The sequence below is a fragment of the Streptomyces smaragdinus genome (genome assembly GCF_009604385.1).
Classification (GTDB): Bacteria; Actinomycetota; Actinomycetes; order Streptomycetales; family Streptomycetaceae; genus Streptomyces; species Streptomyces smaragdinus.
The window spans coordinates 23,881-39,698 of record NZ_WEGJ01000038.1 but is presented as its reverse complement, the minus strand read 5'-3'; the positions used below and the strand labels follow the sequence as shown (position 1 = coordinate 39,698).

At 73.6% G+C, this 15,818-nt stretch carries 11 protein-coding genes; 5 read left to right on the top strand and 6 right to left on the bottom strand.

Going from position 1 to position 15,818, the window contains the following annotated elements:
- Positions 1–27: 27 nt before the first annotated feature.
- Complete coding sequence (gene ftsE / locus SRB5_RS29705; protein ID WP_323378712.1) at positions 28–717, bottom strand: cell division ATP-binding protein FtsE; 690 nt, start codon at positions 715–717, stop codon at positions 28–30.
- Between the two features lie 235 nt (positions 718–952).
- Between ftsE and SRB5_RS29700 the strand changes: the two genes are divergently transcribed.
- On the top strand, positions 953–1,147 hold the full coding sequence (locus SRB5_RS29700) for a hypothetical protein (protein ID WP_153456549.1): 195 nt from the start codon (positions 953–955) through the stop codon (positions 1,145–1,147).
- Positions 1,148–1,212: 65 nt separating this feature from the next.
- Here the strand turns inward: SRB5_RS29700 and prfB are convergent, their stop codons facing one another.
- The 3 genes from prfB to SRB5_RS29685 all read right to left on the bottom strand — a co-directional run bounded on the left by prfB (position 1,213) and on the right by SRB5_RS29685 (position 5,429).
- The gene (prfB, locus tag SRB5_RS29695; RefSeq protein WP_323378711.1) at positions 1,213–2,325 is read right to left on the bottom strand and encodes a peptide chain release factor 2; all 1,113 of its coding nucleotides are present in this window, start codon (positions 2,323–2,325) and stop codon (positions 1,213–1,215) included.
- A 54-nt stretch (positions 2,326–2,379) separates the two neighbouring features.
- Positions 2,380–3,597: a serine/threonine-protein kinase gene (locus SRB5_RS29690; RefSeq protein ID WP_153456548.1), complete on the bottom strand. Its 1,218-nt coding sequence runs from the start codon at positions 3,595–3,597 to the stop codon at positions 2,380–2,382.
- Positions 3,598–3,767: 170 nt separating this feature from the next.
- Positions 3,768–5,429 (bottom strand): serine/threonine-protein kinase, encoded by a 1,662-nt coding sequence (locus SRB5_RS29685; protein ID WP_323378709.1) that lies wholly within the window; start codon positions 5,427–5,429, stop codon positions 3,768–3,770.
- 356 nt (positions 5,430–5,785) lie between these two features.
- On the opposite strand from SRB5_RS29685, the gene SRB5_RS29680 reads away from it, so the two are divergent.
- From SRB5_RS29680 to SRB5_RS29665, 4 genes are all read left to right on the top strand, one after another.
- Positions 5,786–8,614: an FtsK/SpoIIIE domain-containing protein gene (locus SRB5_RS29680; protein WP_153456547.1), complete on the top strand. Its 2,829-nt coding sequence runs from the start codon at positions 5,786–5,788 to the stop codon at positions 8,612–8,614.
- A gap of 181 nt (positions 8,615–8,795) precedes the next feature.
- Positions 8,796–10,178, top strand: a complete 1,383-nt coding sequence (locus SRB5_RS29675) for an ABC transporter substrate-binding protein (protein ID WP_153456546.1) — start codon at positions 8,796–8,798, stop codon at positions 10,176–10,178.
- Positions 10,179–10,190: 12 nt separating this feature from the next.
- The gene (locus SRB5_RS29670) at positions 10,191–11,573 is read left to right on the top strand and encodes a carbohydrate ABC transporter permease (RefSeq protein ID WP_407703999.1); all 1,383 of its coding nucleotides are present in this window, start codon (positions 10,191–10,193) and stop codon (positions 11,571–11,573) included.
- A complete protein-coding gene (locus tag SRB5_RS29665; RefSeq protein WP_153456545.1) occupies positions 11,570–12,451 on the top strand; it encodes a carbohydrate ABC transporter permease in 882 nt (293 codons plus the stop codon). The genes SRB5_RS29670 and SRB5_RS29665 overlap by 4 nt, the downstream gene beginning before the upstream one ends.
- On the opposite strand, the gene SRB5_RS29660 is transcribed toward SRB5_RS29665, so the two are convergent.
- Together SRB5_RS29660 and SRB5_RS29655 are read right to left on the bottom strand one after the other, a co-directional pair.
- Positions 12,444–12,881, bottom strand: coding sequence for a hypothetical protein (locus tag SRB5_RS29660; protein ID WP_153456544.1), 438 nt, complete (start codon positions 12,879–12,881; stop codon positions 12,444–12,446). The genes SRB5_RS29665 and SRB5_RS29660 overlap by 8 nt on opposite strands.
- A gap of 105 nt (positions 12,882–12,986) precedes the next feature.
- Entirely contained in the window at positions 12,987–15,809 is a 2,823-nt protein-coding gene (locus SRB5_RS29655) for a stealth conserved region 3 domain-containing protein (RefSeq protein WP_153456543.1), read from the bottom strand.
- Positions 15,810–15,818: the final 9 nt, after the last annotated feature.

The window sequence follows — 15,818 nt, the reverse complement described above, 5'->3', positions numbered from 1 at the left end:
CTGTCGAGCTTGGGGCTGCCGGGGGACTCAGTGCTGGTATCCGTAGACACCGCGCGACTGGTCGCGTACCAGGAGGCCCTTCTCGAGTTCGATGACGCGCCGGCGCATCTGGTCGACGATCTGCTGGTCGTGGGTGGCCATGATCACGGTGGTGCCGGTCCGGTTGATCCGGTCCAGCAGCTTCATGATCCCGACCGAGGTCTGGGGGTCGAGGTTGCCCGTCGGCTCGTCCGCGATCAGCAGCATGGGGCGGTTGACGAAGGCCCGGGCCACCGCCACGCGCTGCTGCTCACCGCCGGAGAGCTCGCCGGGCATCCGGTCCTGCTTGCCGGCCAGGCCGACGAGGTCGAGGACCTCGGGGACGGTCTTGCGGATCTGGCCGCGCGGCTTGCCGATCACCTCGAGCGCGAAGGCGACGTTCTCGCCGACGGTCTTGTTGGGCAGCAGCCGGAAGTCCTGGAAGACGGTGCCCAGCTGGCGGCGCATCTGCGGCACCTTCCAGTTGGAGAGCCGGTTCAGGTCCTTGCCCAGGACGTGCACCTGCCCGTGGGTGGCGCGCTCCTCGCGGAGCATCAGGCGCAGGAAGGTGGACTTGCCGGAGCCGGACGAACCCACCAGGAACACGAACTCACCTCTCTCGATGTCGAGAGAGACATCCCGCAGGGCGGGACGGTTCTGCTTGGGATAGATCTTCGTGACGTTGTCGAATCGGATCACGGCGCGGCTCCCTGTCGGTCGCGGCCGACCATACGCGAACCCGGGGGCGGCGCGCAGTCACCGTGTGCGGTAAGTGCGTTTCGTCACGTTTGACCTCGGAGCAATTCCGGCATCGGGCGTACGGTTTCCGGCCGTCCCGTACGCCGGAGGGACCGGGACCGGCTGGGCCGCGCGCCGATTCGCCGGAGAACTGGCACAGTGGTAGGGGAAAGGCCTGCAGGGAGGAGGAGAGCGCATGACAAGCGACTGGCTGGTGTGCGCCAACTGCGCGGGGCCCGTGAGCGAGGGCCGGTGCGCCGTCTGCCGGGCGAGCAGGGAGCGGCTCCAGCGGGAGTACGGCTTCGCCGTGACCCCGGCGATGGTGCTGTGGCTCCTCGCACTGCTGGCGGCCGTCGCCGCCGTGCTCTTCCTGGAGCACCAGACGGCCTGAGAGGCGCACGAAGGGCCCGGAGCAGCTCGCTCCGGGCCCTTCGCCGTATGCGGGGTCGTACGGCCCTACGCGGCCTTCTCCTGCTGCTTGCGCCAGCGGATGCCCGCCTCGAGGAAGCCGTCCAGCTCGCCGTCCAGGACGGCCTGCGGGTTGCCGACCTCGTGCTCCGTGCGCAGGTCCTTGACCATCTGGTAGGGCTGCAGCACGTACGACCGCATCTGGTTGCCCCAGGAGCCGGCGGTGTCGCCCTTGAGGGCGTTCATCTTCGCCTGCTCCTCCTCCTTGCGGCGGGCCAGCAGGCGGGCCTGCAGGACGCGCATGGCGGCGGCGCGGTTCTGGATCTGGGACTTCTCGTTCTGGCAGGAGACCACGATGCCGGTCGGCAGGTGCGTGATGCGGACCGCGGAGTCCGTGGTGTTGACGGACTGGCCGCCGGGGCCCGAGGAGCGGAAGACGTCGATGCGCATCTCGTTCTCCGGGATGTCGACGTGGTCGGTCTGCTCCACGACGGGCAGCACCTCGACGCCGGCGAAGGACGTCTGGCGGCGGCCCTGGTTGTCGAAGGGGGAGATGCGGACCATGCGGTGCGTGCCCTGCTCGACGGAGAGGGTGCCGTAGGCGTACGGGACCTTCACGGCGAAGGTCGTCGACTTGATGCCGGCCTCCTCCGCGTACGAGGTGTCCAGCACCTCGGTGGGGTAGCCCTTGCGCTCGGCCCAGCGCAGATACATGCGCTGCAGCTGCTCCGCGAAGTCGGAGGCGTCGACGCCGCCGGCCTCGGCACGGATCGTGACCATGGCCTCACGCGGGTCGTACTCGCCGGACAGCAGGGTGCGGACCTCGAGCTCGTCGACGTCCTTGCGGGCGGACATCAGCTCGCTCTCCGCCTCCGCGAGGGAGTCGGCGTCGCCCTCGGCCTCGGCCAGCTCGTGCAGCACCTCGACGTCGTCGATGCGGCTGCCCAGCTCCTCGACCTTGCGGATCTGACCCTGGACCGCCGAGAGCTGGCTGGTCACCTTCTGGGCGTTGTCCGGGTCGTCCCACAGGCCGGGGTCCGCGGCACGCTCCTCGAGCGCGGCGGCGTCGCCCCGCAGCTTGTCGAGGTCGAGGACGGCGACGATCGACTCCATCGTCGTCCGGAGGTCTTTGAGCGCTTCAGCGAAGTCAGGTACAGCCACGCTGACAGGGTACTGGCTGCGCGGGGCATACGACGTCCCCGGTCCGGTGGCTCCCTAGAGGGCGAGCCAGCCGACCACGGCCGCCGTCACCACCACGACGGCGGCCACCACGACGGCCAGGCGGAGGCGGCGGACGCGGGCCGCGGTGCGGGCGCGGGCGGAGCCGGGGCGGGGGGCGCCGTGGACGCGGGGGACGCGGGCGGTGCCCAGGGGGCCGCCTGCCAGCTCGTCGGCGGAGGGGACGCGCATGCTGGTGTGGGTGTCGCGGTTGGAGTCGGGGACGGAGCCGTGGACCAGGGGGACGGCGCCGCGCCGGGGGCGCTCCTCGGGGGTCTTCGCCGGCTCCGGGAGGGGGTCGGGCTCGTACGCGGCGGTGGGCTCGTGCGGCTCGTCGACGTCGAGGCGGGGCATGCCCTTGAGGTCCGGGAGGATCTCGCGCAGCGCGGTGGCCATCTCGGCGGCGCGCAGCCGGGACGCGGGGGCCTTGGCCAGACACTGCAGGACGAGCTGCCAGAGCTCGTCGGGGATGCCGGGCAGCGGGGCCACCGTCTCCGTGACGTGGCGGCGCAGGACGGCGCCGGGGTGGCCGCCGCCGAAGGGGGTGAAGCCGGCGAGGAGTTCGTACAGGACCGTCGCCAGGGCGTAGATGTCGACGGCCGCGCGGGCGGGGAGGCCCTCGACGAGCTCGGGGGCGAGATAGTCGGGCGTGCCGATGACGCGGCGCTGGGAGGGGACGCGGGCGCCGGAGCCGGCGGCGGGCTGGGGGGCGCGGCTGGGGGCGTCGATCAGCTTGGCGATGCCGAAGTCCGTCAGCAGGGCGGGCGGGGCGCCGCCGGGGCCGGGCGGGGCCGCGGAGTCCAGCAGGACGTTCTCCGGCTTCACGTCGCGGTGCACGACGCCGGCGGAGTGCGCGGCGGCCAGGGCGTCGGCCACGTCCGCCGTGATCGACACGGCGGCCTCGGGGGTCAGGCGCCGCTCGTGGTCCAGGCGGGTGCGCAGGTCCGTACCCCGTACGAGGTCCATGACCAGGGCGAGGTCGGTGCCGTCGACGACGAGGTCCTGGACGCCGACGACGTGCGGGTGGTTCAGCGACAGCAGCGCGGAGCGCTCCTGGACGAAGCGGCCGACCAGCTCGCGGTCCTCCGCGAGATCCTCCCGCAGCAGCTTGACGGCCACCGGCCCCCGCGGTCCCTCACCCAGCCACACCGTGCCCGCGCTGCCTCTGCCGAGCACCTGGTTCGCGGTGTACCGGCTGCCGATTCTCCGTGCCATGGCGACAAAGTTACGCGGCCGTGGGCGGGTTGGGTGTCCCGGTATCCGGTAAAACACCCTTTGGGTGTCGACAAATCGCCAAGGTCAGCACACCTTTGGCGGGTTCCCGTCGGAACGGCAAAACCGCCGCGCCCGGTTGGGCACGGCGGTTCCGTTTCGTCGCGTACGGATCAGGGCTTGGCGTCCTTGACCCCGTCCACCCCGTCCTTCACGCCGTCCACCCCGTCCTTGACGTCGTTGGCGTCGTCGACGAGGCCCGTGACCTCGCTTATCCAGTCCTTGACCTCGGTGTACGTGTCGGAGATCTGGTCCCAGAAGCTCTTGCCGTCGGCCACCCAGTCCTGCAGCGGCGTCAGCTCCCACACGGCCCAGCCGCCGAAGAACAGCACCAGCAGGACGACCAGGCACCCCTTGAGGCAGCCCAGTCCCGGGATCCGCATCCGGTTGGGGTTGGAGCCCCGGTCGCGGCGCGGCTCCGGCGGCGGGGCCGGCGGGCGCTGCTGGGGCTGCGGGGCGTAGCGCTGCGGCTCGGGGCGGCGCTGCGGCTGCTGGGGGGCCGGGGGCGGGCCCTGGTCGTAGCGCTGCTGCCGGCCGTGGTCGCGCTGCACCTGGCGCTGGGGGCGGCGGCGCAGCGGGTCGTCGTCGGGGTCGATGTAGCCGACCTGCTGCGTCTGCTCGTTGCGGTCGCGCAGGGCGCTCATCTGCGTCTGCCAGGGGTGCGGCCCCTCCGGCTCCGGCGGCTGCGTGGGGGGCATCACCCGGGTGCGGTCGTCGTCACCGCCGCCCCCGGCCGGCATCACGCTGGTCCGGGCGTTGGGGTCGTACGCCGGCGGGTTGCCGCGGGTGGGCAGCACCTGCGTGGGGTCGGCGGCGCCGGGCGGGTTGACGCCGCTGCCGGGGACGGCGGTCGGGGCCGTGTCCGGGACCAGCAGGGCGGCGACGCCCATGGCGGCGGCGATCTGGTCGGGCGAGGCGCTGGCGCTGATGCCGCCCGCGACGGCGCGCAGGCCGCGGGCCAGGCTCTCGGCGCTGGGGCGCTGGTCGGGGTTCTTGTTCAGGCAGGCCTTGATGACCGTCCACAGGGGCTCCGGGACGTTCCCCGGGCGTGCGGGCTCCTCGCGCAGATGCTGGTGGAGGACCTCCAGCGCGGTGCCGCCGGTGAACGGCGGGCGACCGGTGACCAGCTCGTACAGCAGGATGCCGGCGCCGTAGATGTCGACGGCGGAGGTCTGCGGGCGGCCCTCGGCGGACTCGGGCGCGACGTACGCCGGGGTGCCGACGAACTCGCTGGTGCGGGTCAGGCCCGGGGAGTCGGCGAGGCGGGCGATGCCGAAGTCGGTGAGCATCGGGTGCAGGCTGCCGCCGGCCGCGTCGGTCCCGGCGAGCAGCACGTTCGCGGGCTTGAGGTCGCGGTGGACGATGCCGTCGGCGTGGCTGGCGGCCAGCGCGTCGGCGATGCCCGCGGTGAGCAGCGCCGCGGCGATCGGGGTGAACGGGCCGTTCTCCCGCAGATAGCGGTGCAGGTCGGGGCCGTCGACCAGGTCCATGACCAGGGCGAGGAGATCTCCCTCGACCACCAGGTCGCGGGTCCGGACGATGTTGGGGTGCGTGAGGCGCAGCAGGACGGAGCGCTCCCGCAGGAAGCGCATCACCACGTCCGGGTCGCTCGCCAGCTCCTCCTTGAGGACCTTGATCGCCAGGGTCTCGCCGGGCTGTCCCGGCACGGCGGCCTCGGCGCCCGCCGTCTCCCGCTGGCGGGCACGCCAGACGGTGCCCGTGGCGCCGCGTCCGAGCGGCTCCTCGAGCAGGTACTTGCTGCCTACCGGCCGCACGTCATGCGCTCCTCGCTGGTGTCACAGACGGCGATCGACGCCTTCTGTCCTCGTCCATGCACTGCTGACCGCCCACTCTAGCCGTGCGCCTTCCCACTCAGGACTGATGTACGACCCGGGTCGCCGCCCCGTCCGCTTCCGTGTGGACGGGGTTATGGGAAGGACGCGCGGCGCGGCCACATGGTTGCCCCCGCACAACCGGGCGGGCGACGGGTGATCATGGTCTCAAGCAGGCACGTACACGACATAGCGGCGCCGCCGTGACCAGCCAACTGCGGCCCGGGCGCGGGGTGTCGGCGAGAGATGGGAAGATGCGCTTCACCGCACCGATCGCGAGAAGGGGCCGGTGACCGCCGATGCAGATCCGGATGACCGTCCTGGGGCCCCATGTGCCCCGGGGCGCGCGGGGTTCGAGCGTGGACGTGCTCGTCACCGCGCCTTCCGGTACGCCGCTGTCCGCCGTCTCGGTGGGCCTCGCCGACGCCGTGGCCGCGGCGGCCGGGGGCGCCGGCGCGGGGATCCCGGCCGGCTCGGCGGTTCCGCTCTTCGCCGGGGAGCGGGCGCTGGACCCCGACCGCACCGTGCTGGGCGAGCCGCCGCTGACGGACGGCGCGGTGCTGTCGCTGGGCGCCCCCGGCGTGCCCGGGGAGCACGCGGAGGCTCCGGTGCGCCTGCTGATCGCCGCCGGACCGGACGCGGGCGGCGTGCATCTGCTGCACGGGGGCCAGGTCCGGATAGGGCGCTCGGGCGAGGCGGAGGTGCCCCTGGACGACCCCGACGTGTCGCGGCTGCACTGCGCGGTGACGGTGGCCGAGGACGGCCGGGCGTCGGTGGCGGACCTCGGCTCGACGAACGGGACGACGGTCGACGGTGTGCCCGTGGGCGAGCGGCCGGTGCCGCTGCGGCCGGGGGCGCTGCTGCGCATCGGGGAGTCGGTGCTGCGGCTGGAGGGCGCCGATACGTTGGAACACGCCCAGACGCCCGACTCCGCGCCCCCCGCCGACGGAGGTCCGGAGCCGTACGCGGCGCCGGCCCGGCGCGGGTTCTGGTCCCGGCGCTTCGGGACCGCCCCGTCCGAGGCCGCGGAGCTTCCCCGCGAGTCCCGCCCCCCGGCCGACCCCGCGGAAGCCGGGCGCTGGCCCGATCCGGCGGAGGTGCTGCTCGCGGCGCTGGGCGGGGCCCGGCACAGCTCGCGGGACACGGGGCATCGGGACGCGCTGAGCGTACGGCTGGGGACCGCGGACACGCACGGCGCGCCCGAGCCCCTCGTCGTGTCGCTGCGCGAGGCCGGGTCGCTGGGGCTGGCCGGGCCGCGGCCGCGGCTGACGGGGCTGGCGCGGTCGGTGCTGGCGCAGCTGGCGACGCTGGACGCGACGGACGACCTGGAGCTGGTGCTGCTGGCCGCCGACCGGGCGCGGCCGCTCGCCGACCGGCTCGCGGACTGGTCCTGGCTGGGCTGGCTGCCCCAGCTGCGGCCGGCGCGGGGCCAGGACTGCCGGCTCCTCACGGCGTACGACCGGGAGCAGGCGTCCGCGCGCCTCGGTGAGCTGCTGCGGCGGCTCGACGGGGACGGCGGGGGCGGTCCGGCGCACACGGTCGTGGTGGTCGACGGCGACGTCGGCCCGGCGGAGCTGCGGGACGCGGTGGCCCGGCTGGGGCTGCGCGGGCCGGCCGCCGGGATCCATCTGCTGTGCCTGGCGGAGACGCCGTCGGCGACGCCGAGCTCCCCGCTGACGGCGAGTTACGAGACGGCCGTGGCCGACACCCCCGGGTTCGCGGAGTGCGGCGCGGTGGCGCTGCTCAGCGGTGATGTGGCGTCGTTCCTGCGCGTGCTGTGGCGGCCGGCGACGGCCGATCCGGCGACCGGGGAGTCCGGAACGGCGTACGGGACGGGGCGGGCCTGGCTGGACGGGCCGGGGTCGGACCCGCGTGCGACGCCGGGCGGCGACTGGTTCGCGGCGGCCGTGGCGGAGGGACGGGAGACGCCGGGGCGGCCGGGGGTCGTGGACGCCGTGTCGGCCGCGTGGGCCGAGCGCCTGGCGCGGGCGCTGGCGCCGCTGCGCGCGCCCGCGGACGGCGAGGGTGCCGGGCGGGCGCCGGGTGAGCTGCCGGCGTCGGTGCGGCTGCTGGACGAGCTGGGGCTGGCCCGGGCCACCCCGACGGCGCTCACCGCGCGGTGGGCGGACAGGACGCGGGCGCTCGCCGTGTTCGGGGCGGGGCCGCGGGGGCCGCTGGAGGCGGATCTGACGGCGGAGGGGACGCAGCCGGTGTTCGTCGAAGGGGCGGCGGGGTCGGGGAAGACGGAGCTGCTGCGCTCCCTCGCCGCGTCGCTGGCCGCGTCCGAGCGCCCCGACCGGCTGCAGCTGGTGCTGATCGACGGCGGCGGCTCGGAGCGCGGCGAGGGACTGCGCGTCTGTACGGACCTGCCGCACGTCTCGACGTACCTCCCCGCCAACGACCCCCTCCGCATGCGTGAGTTCGCCCAGTCCCTCGCCGGCGAGCTGAAGCGCCGTACGGAGCTGCTGGCCGCCTCCCGCGGCGTCCCCGGCCAGCGCGGCGGCGGCGAGCTCGAGCCCCCGCCGAGCAACACCCTCCGCCTGCGCCCCCAGTCGGCGCAGGCCGTCCAGTCGGCCCCCGACGCCCGTGACGTCCGCGACGCCCGCATGGCGCAGCGCCTCCTGGCCGCCCAGCCCCGCCTGGTGGTGATCGTCGACGACTACGACGCCCTGATCGCCCCCGCCCTCGGCTCCCCCGCCCGCCCCGCGGCCGGCTCCGTGGTCCGCGCCCTGGACACCATCGCCCGCGACGGCGGCCGCCTCGCCGTCGACCTCATCGCCGCCACGGGCCGCCCCGAGCAGACCGCGGGCGCCTCGGCCCGCACCCGGGCGGAGCTCCTCGTCCGGCTCGGCGCCGCGCCCGACGTCCCGCCCGGCCGCGGCGAGCTGCACCGGCCGGGCAAGTCCCCGGTGCCGTTCCAGGCGGGCCGGGTCACCGGCCGCATCCCGCGTACGGCGACGGCCCGCCCCACGGTCGTACCGCTGGAGTGGGAGCGGATGGGCGCCCCGCCCACCACCCGGCCGCTGCGGGAGCTGGGCAACGGGCCGACGGATCTGGCCCTCCTGGCGAGCGCCCTGCAGCGCGCGGCGCAGTCGGCGGGCGCGGACGTGACACCGGTTCTGGCGTAAAACGCTCGAACAACGCGTGATCCACATCAACTGACCGCGCGCTCGCGGGAGTTGTCCGGACCAAAGGACAACAGGCCGTTACAGCAAGGTCACGATGCCTTGCATGCGCGCAAGGACGGTATTGCGGAGCTGATAGGGCAGGCGTAGGACAGTGCCACCGAACAGCTCCAGGAGGCTTGAAATGCGTACCACGCAGACGACTAGACACCGCGCGCACCGAGCGGGACGGACCGCGTTAGCACTGGTCGGCGCGAGCCTGCTGACGCTGGGCGTCACGTCGTGCGGCTCGGACGACGACAAGGCGGACGACGAGAAGAAGACGGAGTCGCAGGACGGCGGCGGGGTCAAGCTGCCGAAGCTGGACGGGCAGACGCTCCAGGTCGGGGCCGTGTGGACGGGCGCCGAGCAGGACAACTTCAAGAAGGTCCTCGACGAGTTCGCCAAGCGCACCGGCGCCACCGTGAAGTACGTCCCGACCGGCGACAACGTGGCCGGTTTCGTGGGGACCCAGATCGCCGGCGGCAAGGTCCCCGACGTGGTGATGGTGCCGCAGGTGGGCGTGCTCCAGGAGTTCGCCGGGAAGAGCTGGGCGAAGCCGCTGGGCGCCGGGGCGCAGGCGGAGCTCACCAAGAACTACTCGCAGGGCTGGCAGGACCTCGGGAACGTCGACGGCAAGCAGTACGGCGTCTACTGGAAGTCCGCCAACAAGTCCCTGATCTGGTACAACACCGCCGTCTTCACGGACGCCGGAGCGGAAGTCCCCAAGACGTGGGACGACTTCATGACCGTCGCGCAGGCCGTCGCCGACTCGGGCGTGGACCCGGTCGCGGTCGGCGGCGCGGACGGCTGGACGCTCACCGACTGGTTCGAGAACGTCTACCTCTCCCAGGCCGGCCCGGAGATGTACGACAAGCTGGCCAAGCACGAGATCAAGTGGACTGACCCGTCCGTGAAGGACGCGCTGACCACCCTGGCCGCGCTGTGGGGCAACGACGATCTGCAGGCGGGCGGCAAGGCCGGCTCGCTGAAGACGGAGTTCCCGACCTCCGCGACCAAGCCGTTCGCGGACCTGGACGACCCGAAGGCCGCCATGGTCTACGAGGGTGACTTTGTCTCCGCGTCCATCGCGGAGACCAAGGCGGAGATCGGCAAGGACGCGAACGTGTTCCCGTTCCCCGCGGTCGGCGACGCCTCCCCCGTGGTGACCGGCGGCGACGCGGCGGTGGCGCTGAAGGACGGCGAGGGCGCGCAGGCGCTGCTGACGTGGTTCGCCTCCAAGGAGGCGGCGTCGCTGATGGCGGCCCAGGGCGGGTTCCTCTCCCCCAACAAGAGCGTGCCGATGGACGCGTACCCGAACGACGTGCAGCGCACCATCGCCGAGGCGCTGATCGCCTCCGGCGACGACTTCCGCTTCGACATGTCCGACCAGGCCCCGGCGGCCTTCGGCGGTACGAAGGGCGACGGCGAGTGGAAGGCGCTGCAGGACTTCCTGGCCAAGCCGTCCGACGTGGCCGGGGCGCAGAAGGCGCTGGAGTCCGAGGCCGCAGCGGCGTTCAAGGGCTGACGGGACGCACCCGTGGCCACCGCCGAGACAAGCGGGGCAGGTGCCGGCGGCGTCGGGAAGACGCCCGCCGGCACCGTCACTCCCCCGCGTCCGAGAAAGTCGGTGACCGGCACCCGGGGCTGGGTGGCGGGCGTGTTCCTGCTGCCCGCCCTGGTCCTGCTGGGCGCACTGGTCGCCTATCCCATCGTCTACTCGGTGTACCGCAGCCTGTTCGACAAGGACGGCTCCGCGTTCATCGGGCTGGACAACTACACCGAGGTCTTCACCAACGACGCGTTCTTCACCGCCATCAAGAACAACCTGATCTGGGTGGCGGTCGCCCCCCTGGTGTGCACCGTGCTCGGTCTGATCTTCGCGGTCCTGACCGAGCGCATCCGCTGGGGTACGGCGTTCAAGCTGATCGTCTTCATGCCGATGGCGATCTCCATGCTGGCGGCCGGCATCATCTTCCGGCTGGTGTACGAGGCCAACCCGGAGCAGGGCGTCGCCAACGCCATGTGGACGGGAATCCACGACACGTTCGTCGACGGCGCCCCCTGGCCGGGCGCCAACGGCCGGACGAACAGCGGCTCCCCGCTGGAGAAGTCGGCCGGCGACAGCTTCACCACCAAGGCCGCCGCCCAGCCCGGCACCCCGGTGCTGCTCCCGGTCGTCGGGCTCAAGCCTGCGGACATGGCCGCCGAGCCGCAGGCCGCCTCGCCCGGGCCGGCCGACGGCGTCACCGGGACCGTCTGGCTGGACTTCCTGACCCCGGCGCAGGGCAAGAACAACCAGAACGCCGTGGACCAGGGCGAGAAGGCTCTCGCGGGCATCAAGGTCGAGGCGGTGAAGGACGGCAAGGTGGTGGCCTCCACCACGTCCGGCGCCGACGGCACCTTCGTCCTGCCCGACTCGGCCGCCGGGGCGCAGCTGCGGCTGCCCGCCTCGAACTTCGCCGAGAAGTACGGCGGCGTCGACTGGCTCGGCCCCTCGGTCGTCACCTGGGGCGTGATGAGCAGCTACGTCTGGATGTGGGCCGGGTTCGCCATGGTCCTCATCGCCGCCGGCCTGGCCGGGGTGCCCCGGGAGCTCCTGGAGGCGGCCCGGGTGGACGGCGCCAACGAATGGCAGGTCTTCCGCCGGATCACGGTCCCTGTCCTGGCGCCGGTGCTCGTCGTGGTGCTCGTCACCCTGATGATCAACGTGCTGAAGATCTTCGACCTGGTGTACGTCATCGCCCCCAACACCTCCGCCGACGAGGCGACGGTGCTGGCGGTGCTGCTCTACAACGTCGGCATCGGCACGGCCTCCCCCGACCACGGGGTGGGCAGCGCCATCGCGGTGCTGCTGCTCCTGCTGGTCATCCCGGTGATGTACGTCAACATCCGGCGACTGCGGAAGGAGACCCGCCGATGACCGCCGACGCCCCCGCCCTGAAGGCGAAGCGGCCCCTGGCGGCGCGGCTGTCCGCGAAGGCCGGCAGCGGTGTGATGCAGCTGGTGCTGATAGCCGTGGCGCTGTTCTGGCTGATGCCGACGATCGGCCTGCTCGTGTCGTCGTTCCGCGATCCGTCGGAGTTCGCGAAGGACGGCTGGTGGACGGTGTTCTCCGCGCCCGCGGAGCTGACCGCCGCCAACTACGAGGCGCTGCTGGAGAACGACGCGATCCTGAAGTCGCTCCTCACCACGGTCCTCATCACCGTCCCGTCCACGCTGCTGGTGGTCCTCATCGGCTCGCTCGCGGGCTACGCGTTCGCGTGGATGGACTTCCCCGGCCGCGACTGGTGGTTCCTGGTCGTCGTGGGTCTGCTGGTGGTGCCCGTCCAGGTGGCGCTGATCCCGCTGGCCCGGCTCTTCGGCGATCTGGGGATCTTCCACACGATCACGGGTGTGGTGCTCTTCCATACGGCGTTCGGCCTGCCGTTCGCCGTGTTCCTGCTGCGGAACTTCTTCGCGGAGATCCCCCGGGAGCTGCTGGAGGCGGCGCGGCTGGACGGGGCGAGCGAGTTCCGGCTGTTCTTCCGGGTCGTGATGCCGCTGGCCGGGGCCGCGATCGCGGCGCTGGGCATCTTCCAGTTCCTGTGGGTGTGGAACGACATGCTGATCGCCCTGGTCTTCGCGGACCCGGGCAGCCCGCCGATCACGGTGGCGCTGCAGCAGGAGGTGCGGCAGTACGGGGCCAACTTCGACGTGATCGCGCCCGGCGGGTTCATCTCGATGGTCATCCCGCTGATCGTGTTCTTCGCGTTCCAGCGTCAGTTCGTGTCGGGGGTGATGGCCGGGGCGGTCAAGTAGCCGCCCCCCGGCCGCGTTCCGTCACGACGACGAACCGGCCCAGTGGATCGACGGCCCCCGTGGACCGATACCGCCGCAGCCCGCGGCGGAAGGTCTGCGGGGGCAGCGTCATTCCGGCGGGCACCACCGCCTCCCGGTCCCCCACCCGCAGGCTCACCGGCCACATCGGGGGAAGGTCGCGGGGGTGGACCCGTACGACGATCGCGGCGCCGCCCGGCGAGGGCGCGAGGCTGACCAGGTCGGCGGGGACGCCGTGGCCCAGGCGTACGCCGGCGTGGGCCGCGGCGGGCAGCGAGCTGTGCGCGAGGAGCATCAGCACCCGGTCCCGCCCCCGGCCGTGCGCCCAGAACGCCGCCATCAGGTCCAGGCGCCGGACGGGAGCGCGCCGGGTCACGGCGGGCAGCCGGCGGGCGATGCTCAGGACCGTCATGGTGGCCTCCCCGGTTACGGTCGTCGGTCACCGGGGCCAACGCGCCGCGCCGGGGAGCCGTCACGTGCACCCGGACAGCCGCACCCGTACAGCCCAATAGGGCGTTTATCGCTCGTACGGGCCCTTCACCGGGAAGTACGCCTCCAGGAACGCCCGCATGACCTCGGCCTGTTCGTCCGCCGGTACGTCGGAGTCGGGGCCCTCCCCCAGACAGAACGCGTCCTTGGAGCGGGCGGCGAGCAGCCGGCTGAGCCCGGGGTGCTGGGCGCGGCGGCCCGTGTCGACGTAGCCGTAGCGCAGGGCGGACGGTTCGGCGGTGCCGGTGAGATAGCCGTAGTGGTGGGCCAGCGACGACAGCGGGGAGACGTCGCGCCAGTCGCGCAGGGGGGAGCGGGCGGTACGGGCCAGGGCGTCGGGGAACTCCTCGTGCAGCCGGGTCAGGACGCTGCGGCGCAGGGCGTGGGGGGTGTGCAGGAAGCAGTGGGTGGGTACGGCGCCGAACCGCGTGCGCAGCAGCGCCCGGTTGTTCTTCGCCGCGGCGAACACCGGCTCGTCGGCCGCGGTGGCCTCGCCGGGCGGGACGGCGGTGGTGGACCAGAAGAACCGGGTGCCGCCGTGGCCGCGGAAGAAGGTGCCGGGGGTGACCGTACGGCCGAGGAAGACGTCGTCGTTGAGGTAGAGGAAGTGCTCGGCGAGGCCGTCGATGCGGTGCAGCTGGGACTCGATGGCATGGGAGTTGAAGACCGGCAGGGCACTCGGGTCGGCGAAGATCTCGCGGTGCGGGACGAGGTGCAGACCGGGGTGGCCGGCGGCCAGCCAGGACGGCGTCTGGTCGTCGGTGACCAGGAAGATCCGGCGGATCCAGGGGGCGTGCATGGCCAGCGAGCGCAGGCTGTAGCGGAGTTCGTCGCGGTTGCGGAAACGGACCGGGGCGTCGCCGGCGGTGCCGCTTTGGGCGGGCTCGAGGCCCAGCTCGGCGCGGCGGGCGTCGAGGCGGGCGCGCCAGGCGGGGTCGGCGTCGTCGACCCAGGTGTAGACGGCGTCCACGGGGAAGCCGATGTCGGTGACCAGGTGCTGGGTGAACGCCTTCAGCGTCCCGTACACCCGCCCCCGTACCCGCGTCACCGCGTCGGGGCGCACGCACGGCAGCGTGTCCCCCAGCGCGTGCGCCCGGGTGGGCGTGGTGTGCCCCCGGGCGCCGGCGGGCCAGAACTCGACGTCGCACCCGTACGTCGCCCCGTACCGCAGCGTCCGCCCCCCGGTGACGTACGGCCGGTACACCCGCAGCCCCGCCACCTCCCCCACCTCCGGCAGCCGCTCGGCGAGCACCGCTCCCGGCGCGTCCACCGCCGGCCCCAGCAGCTCCGCGTACACCGCCTGACCGGCGCAGGCGGACGCCAGCGCGGCGTACACGTCCGCCCGCAGCGCCGCGTCCACGGCGAGCCGCGCGCGGGGGTGGCCGGTGGCGACGCGCAGCAGCACGTACGGGATGCCGGCCGCCCGCAGCGCCCCGGCCGCCAGCCGCAGGTTCTCGTCGAAGGCGTCGCCGGCGAGGAGGTCGTCGCGCACCTCGGCGAGGCGCCCGGCGGAGCGCACCAGCTTCGTCCTCGAGGTGGCCGCCAGCTCGTCCTCCCGCGCCCGCTGCACCCCCCGCGACGGCGACACCCGCGATGCCGGCGCCTGCGGCTGGAACCCGCCGCCCGCCGACACCGCCCGCCGCCGCGCCGCCCGGTCCGCCCGCCGGGCGAGCCGCCCGGGGTCTTGCCGGCCGGCGTACAGCTCCTGGAACAGCGCCTCCCACCGGGCGTTGACCTCGCCCGCCGCGAACCGCCCGGCCCCCCGTGCCGCCCGCTCGCCGAGCCGGTGCAGCAGCTCCTCGTCCCCCATCAGCCGCCCCATGGCCGCCGCGAGGGCCTCGGTGTCGCCGGCCGGGACCAACAGCCCGTCCACCCCGTGCCGGACGATCTCCGCGGGCCCCGTCGGCACGTCGTACGCCACGGCCGGCACGCCCGCCGCGAACGCCTCGACCAGCACCAGCCCGAAGCCCTCGGTCTGCGACGGCAGCACGGTGAACGACGCCTTCGCCCACTCGTCCGTCATCCGCCGCGTCGGCCCCAGCAGCTCCACGGAGTTGTGCAGCCCCAGCTCCCCGACGAGCCGCCGCAGCGACCCCGTCAGCGGCCCCTCGCCGAAGATCCGCAGCCGCCAGCCGGGATGCTCGACGAGCGCCTTGCCGAAGGCGATGACGGCGTGGTCGACCTGCTTGTCGGCGACGAGCCTGCGGGCGACGACGACGGTCTTCCCGGTACGGGCCGAACGCGGCCGGAAGCCGTCGGGGACGGCGTTGGGGATGGCCTCGAGACGGGGCGCGGCGGCGCCGAGGGACTCCTCGAACCAGCCCTTGGTCCACTCGGTGAGCACGACGACCGCGTCCACCTCCGGCGCCCGCGCCAGCAGCGGCCCGCCGGTGCCGCCGCGGTGCTGGGAGGGCCGGTGCTCCTGGTGGACGGTGACGACCCCGGCGGGGGCGAGGTCGGTGACGGCGGACATCAGGGCCGGGGAGGCGGTGACGACGACGTCGGTGTCCAGGGTGCGCAGGGCCAGGTCCAGCTCGGTGTCCGAGAGGCCGTCGAACGCCGGTTCCCACAGGGGGTCGATGAGGGTGCTGCGCCGGGCCGCGAGGGTGCGGCAGGTGTCCTCGTCGAGCGTGTGGTCCCGTACGGGGCGGGGCCAGGGGCCGGTGCGGTCCACGAGATAGCGGACGGCGACCCGGTCACCGGCGGGGAAGAAGGACTCCGCGCGGGTACGGAACACGCTGACCACCTCGACCTCGTGCCCGGTGGCGGCGAGGTGCCGGGCCTGGGTGAGGACGGCGAGCTCGGTGCCGCCCATCTCGTCGACCCAGGTGATGAGGAAGGTGATTCTCATACGGGCTCC

Bases quoted from the DNA above. Each gene is read 5' to 3' on its own strand.
- SRB5_RS29660 (WP_153456544.1), bottom strand. From the start codon at position 12,881: ATGACGGTCCTGAGCATCGCCCGCCGGCTGCCCGCCGTGACCCGGCGC.
- SRB5_RS29690 (WP_153456548.1), bottom strand. From the start codon at position 3,597: ATGGCACGGAGAATCGGCAGCCGGTACACCGCGAACCAGGTGCTCGGC.
- SRB5_RS29655 (WP_153456543.1), bottom strand. From the start codon at position 15,809: ATGAGAATCACCTTCCTCATCACCTGGGTCGACGAGATGGGCGGCACC.
- SRB5_RS29700 (WP_153456549.1), top strand. From the start codon at position 953: ATGACAAGCGACTGGCTGGTGTGCGCCAACTGCGCGGGGCCCGTGAGC.
- SRB5_RS29665 (WP_153456545.1), top strand. From the start codon at position 11,570: ATGACCGCCGACGCCCCCGCCCTGAAGGCGAAGCGGCCCCTGGCGGCG.
- SRB5_RS29680 (WP_153456547.1), top strand. From the start codon at position 5,786: ATGCAGATCCGGATGACCGTCCTGGGGCCCCATGTGCCCCGGGGCGCG.
- SRB5_RS29675 (WP_153456546.1), top strand. From the start codon at position 8,796: ATGCGTACCACGCAGACGACTAGACACCGCGCGCACCGAGCGGGACGG.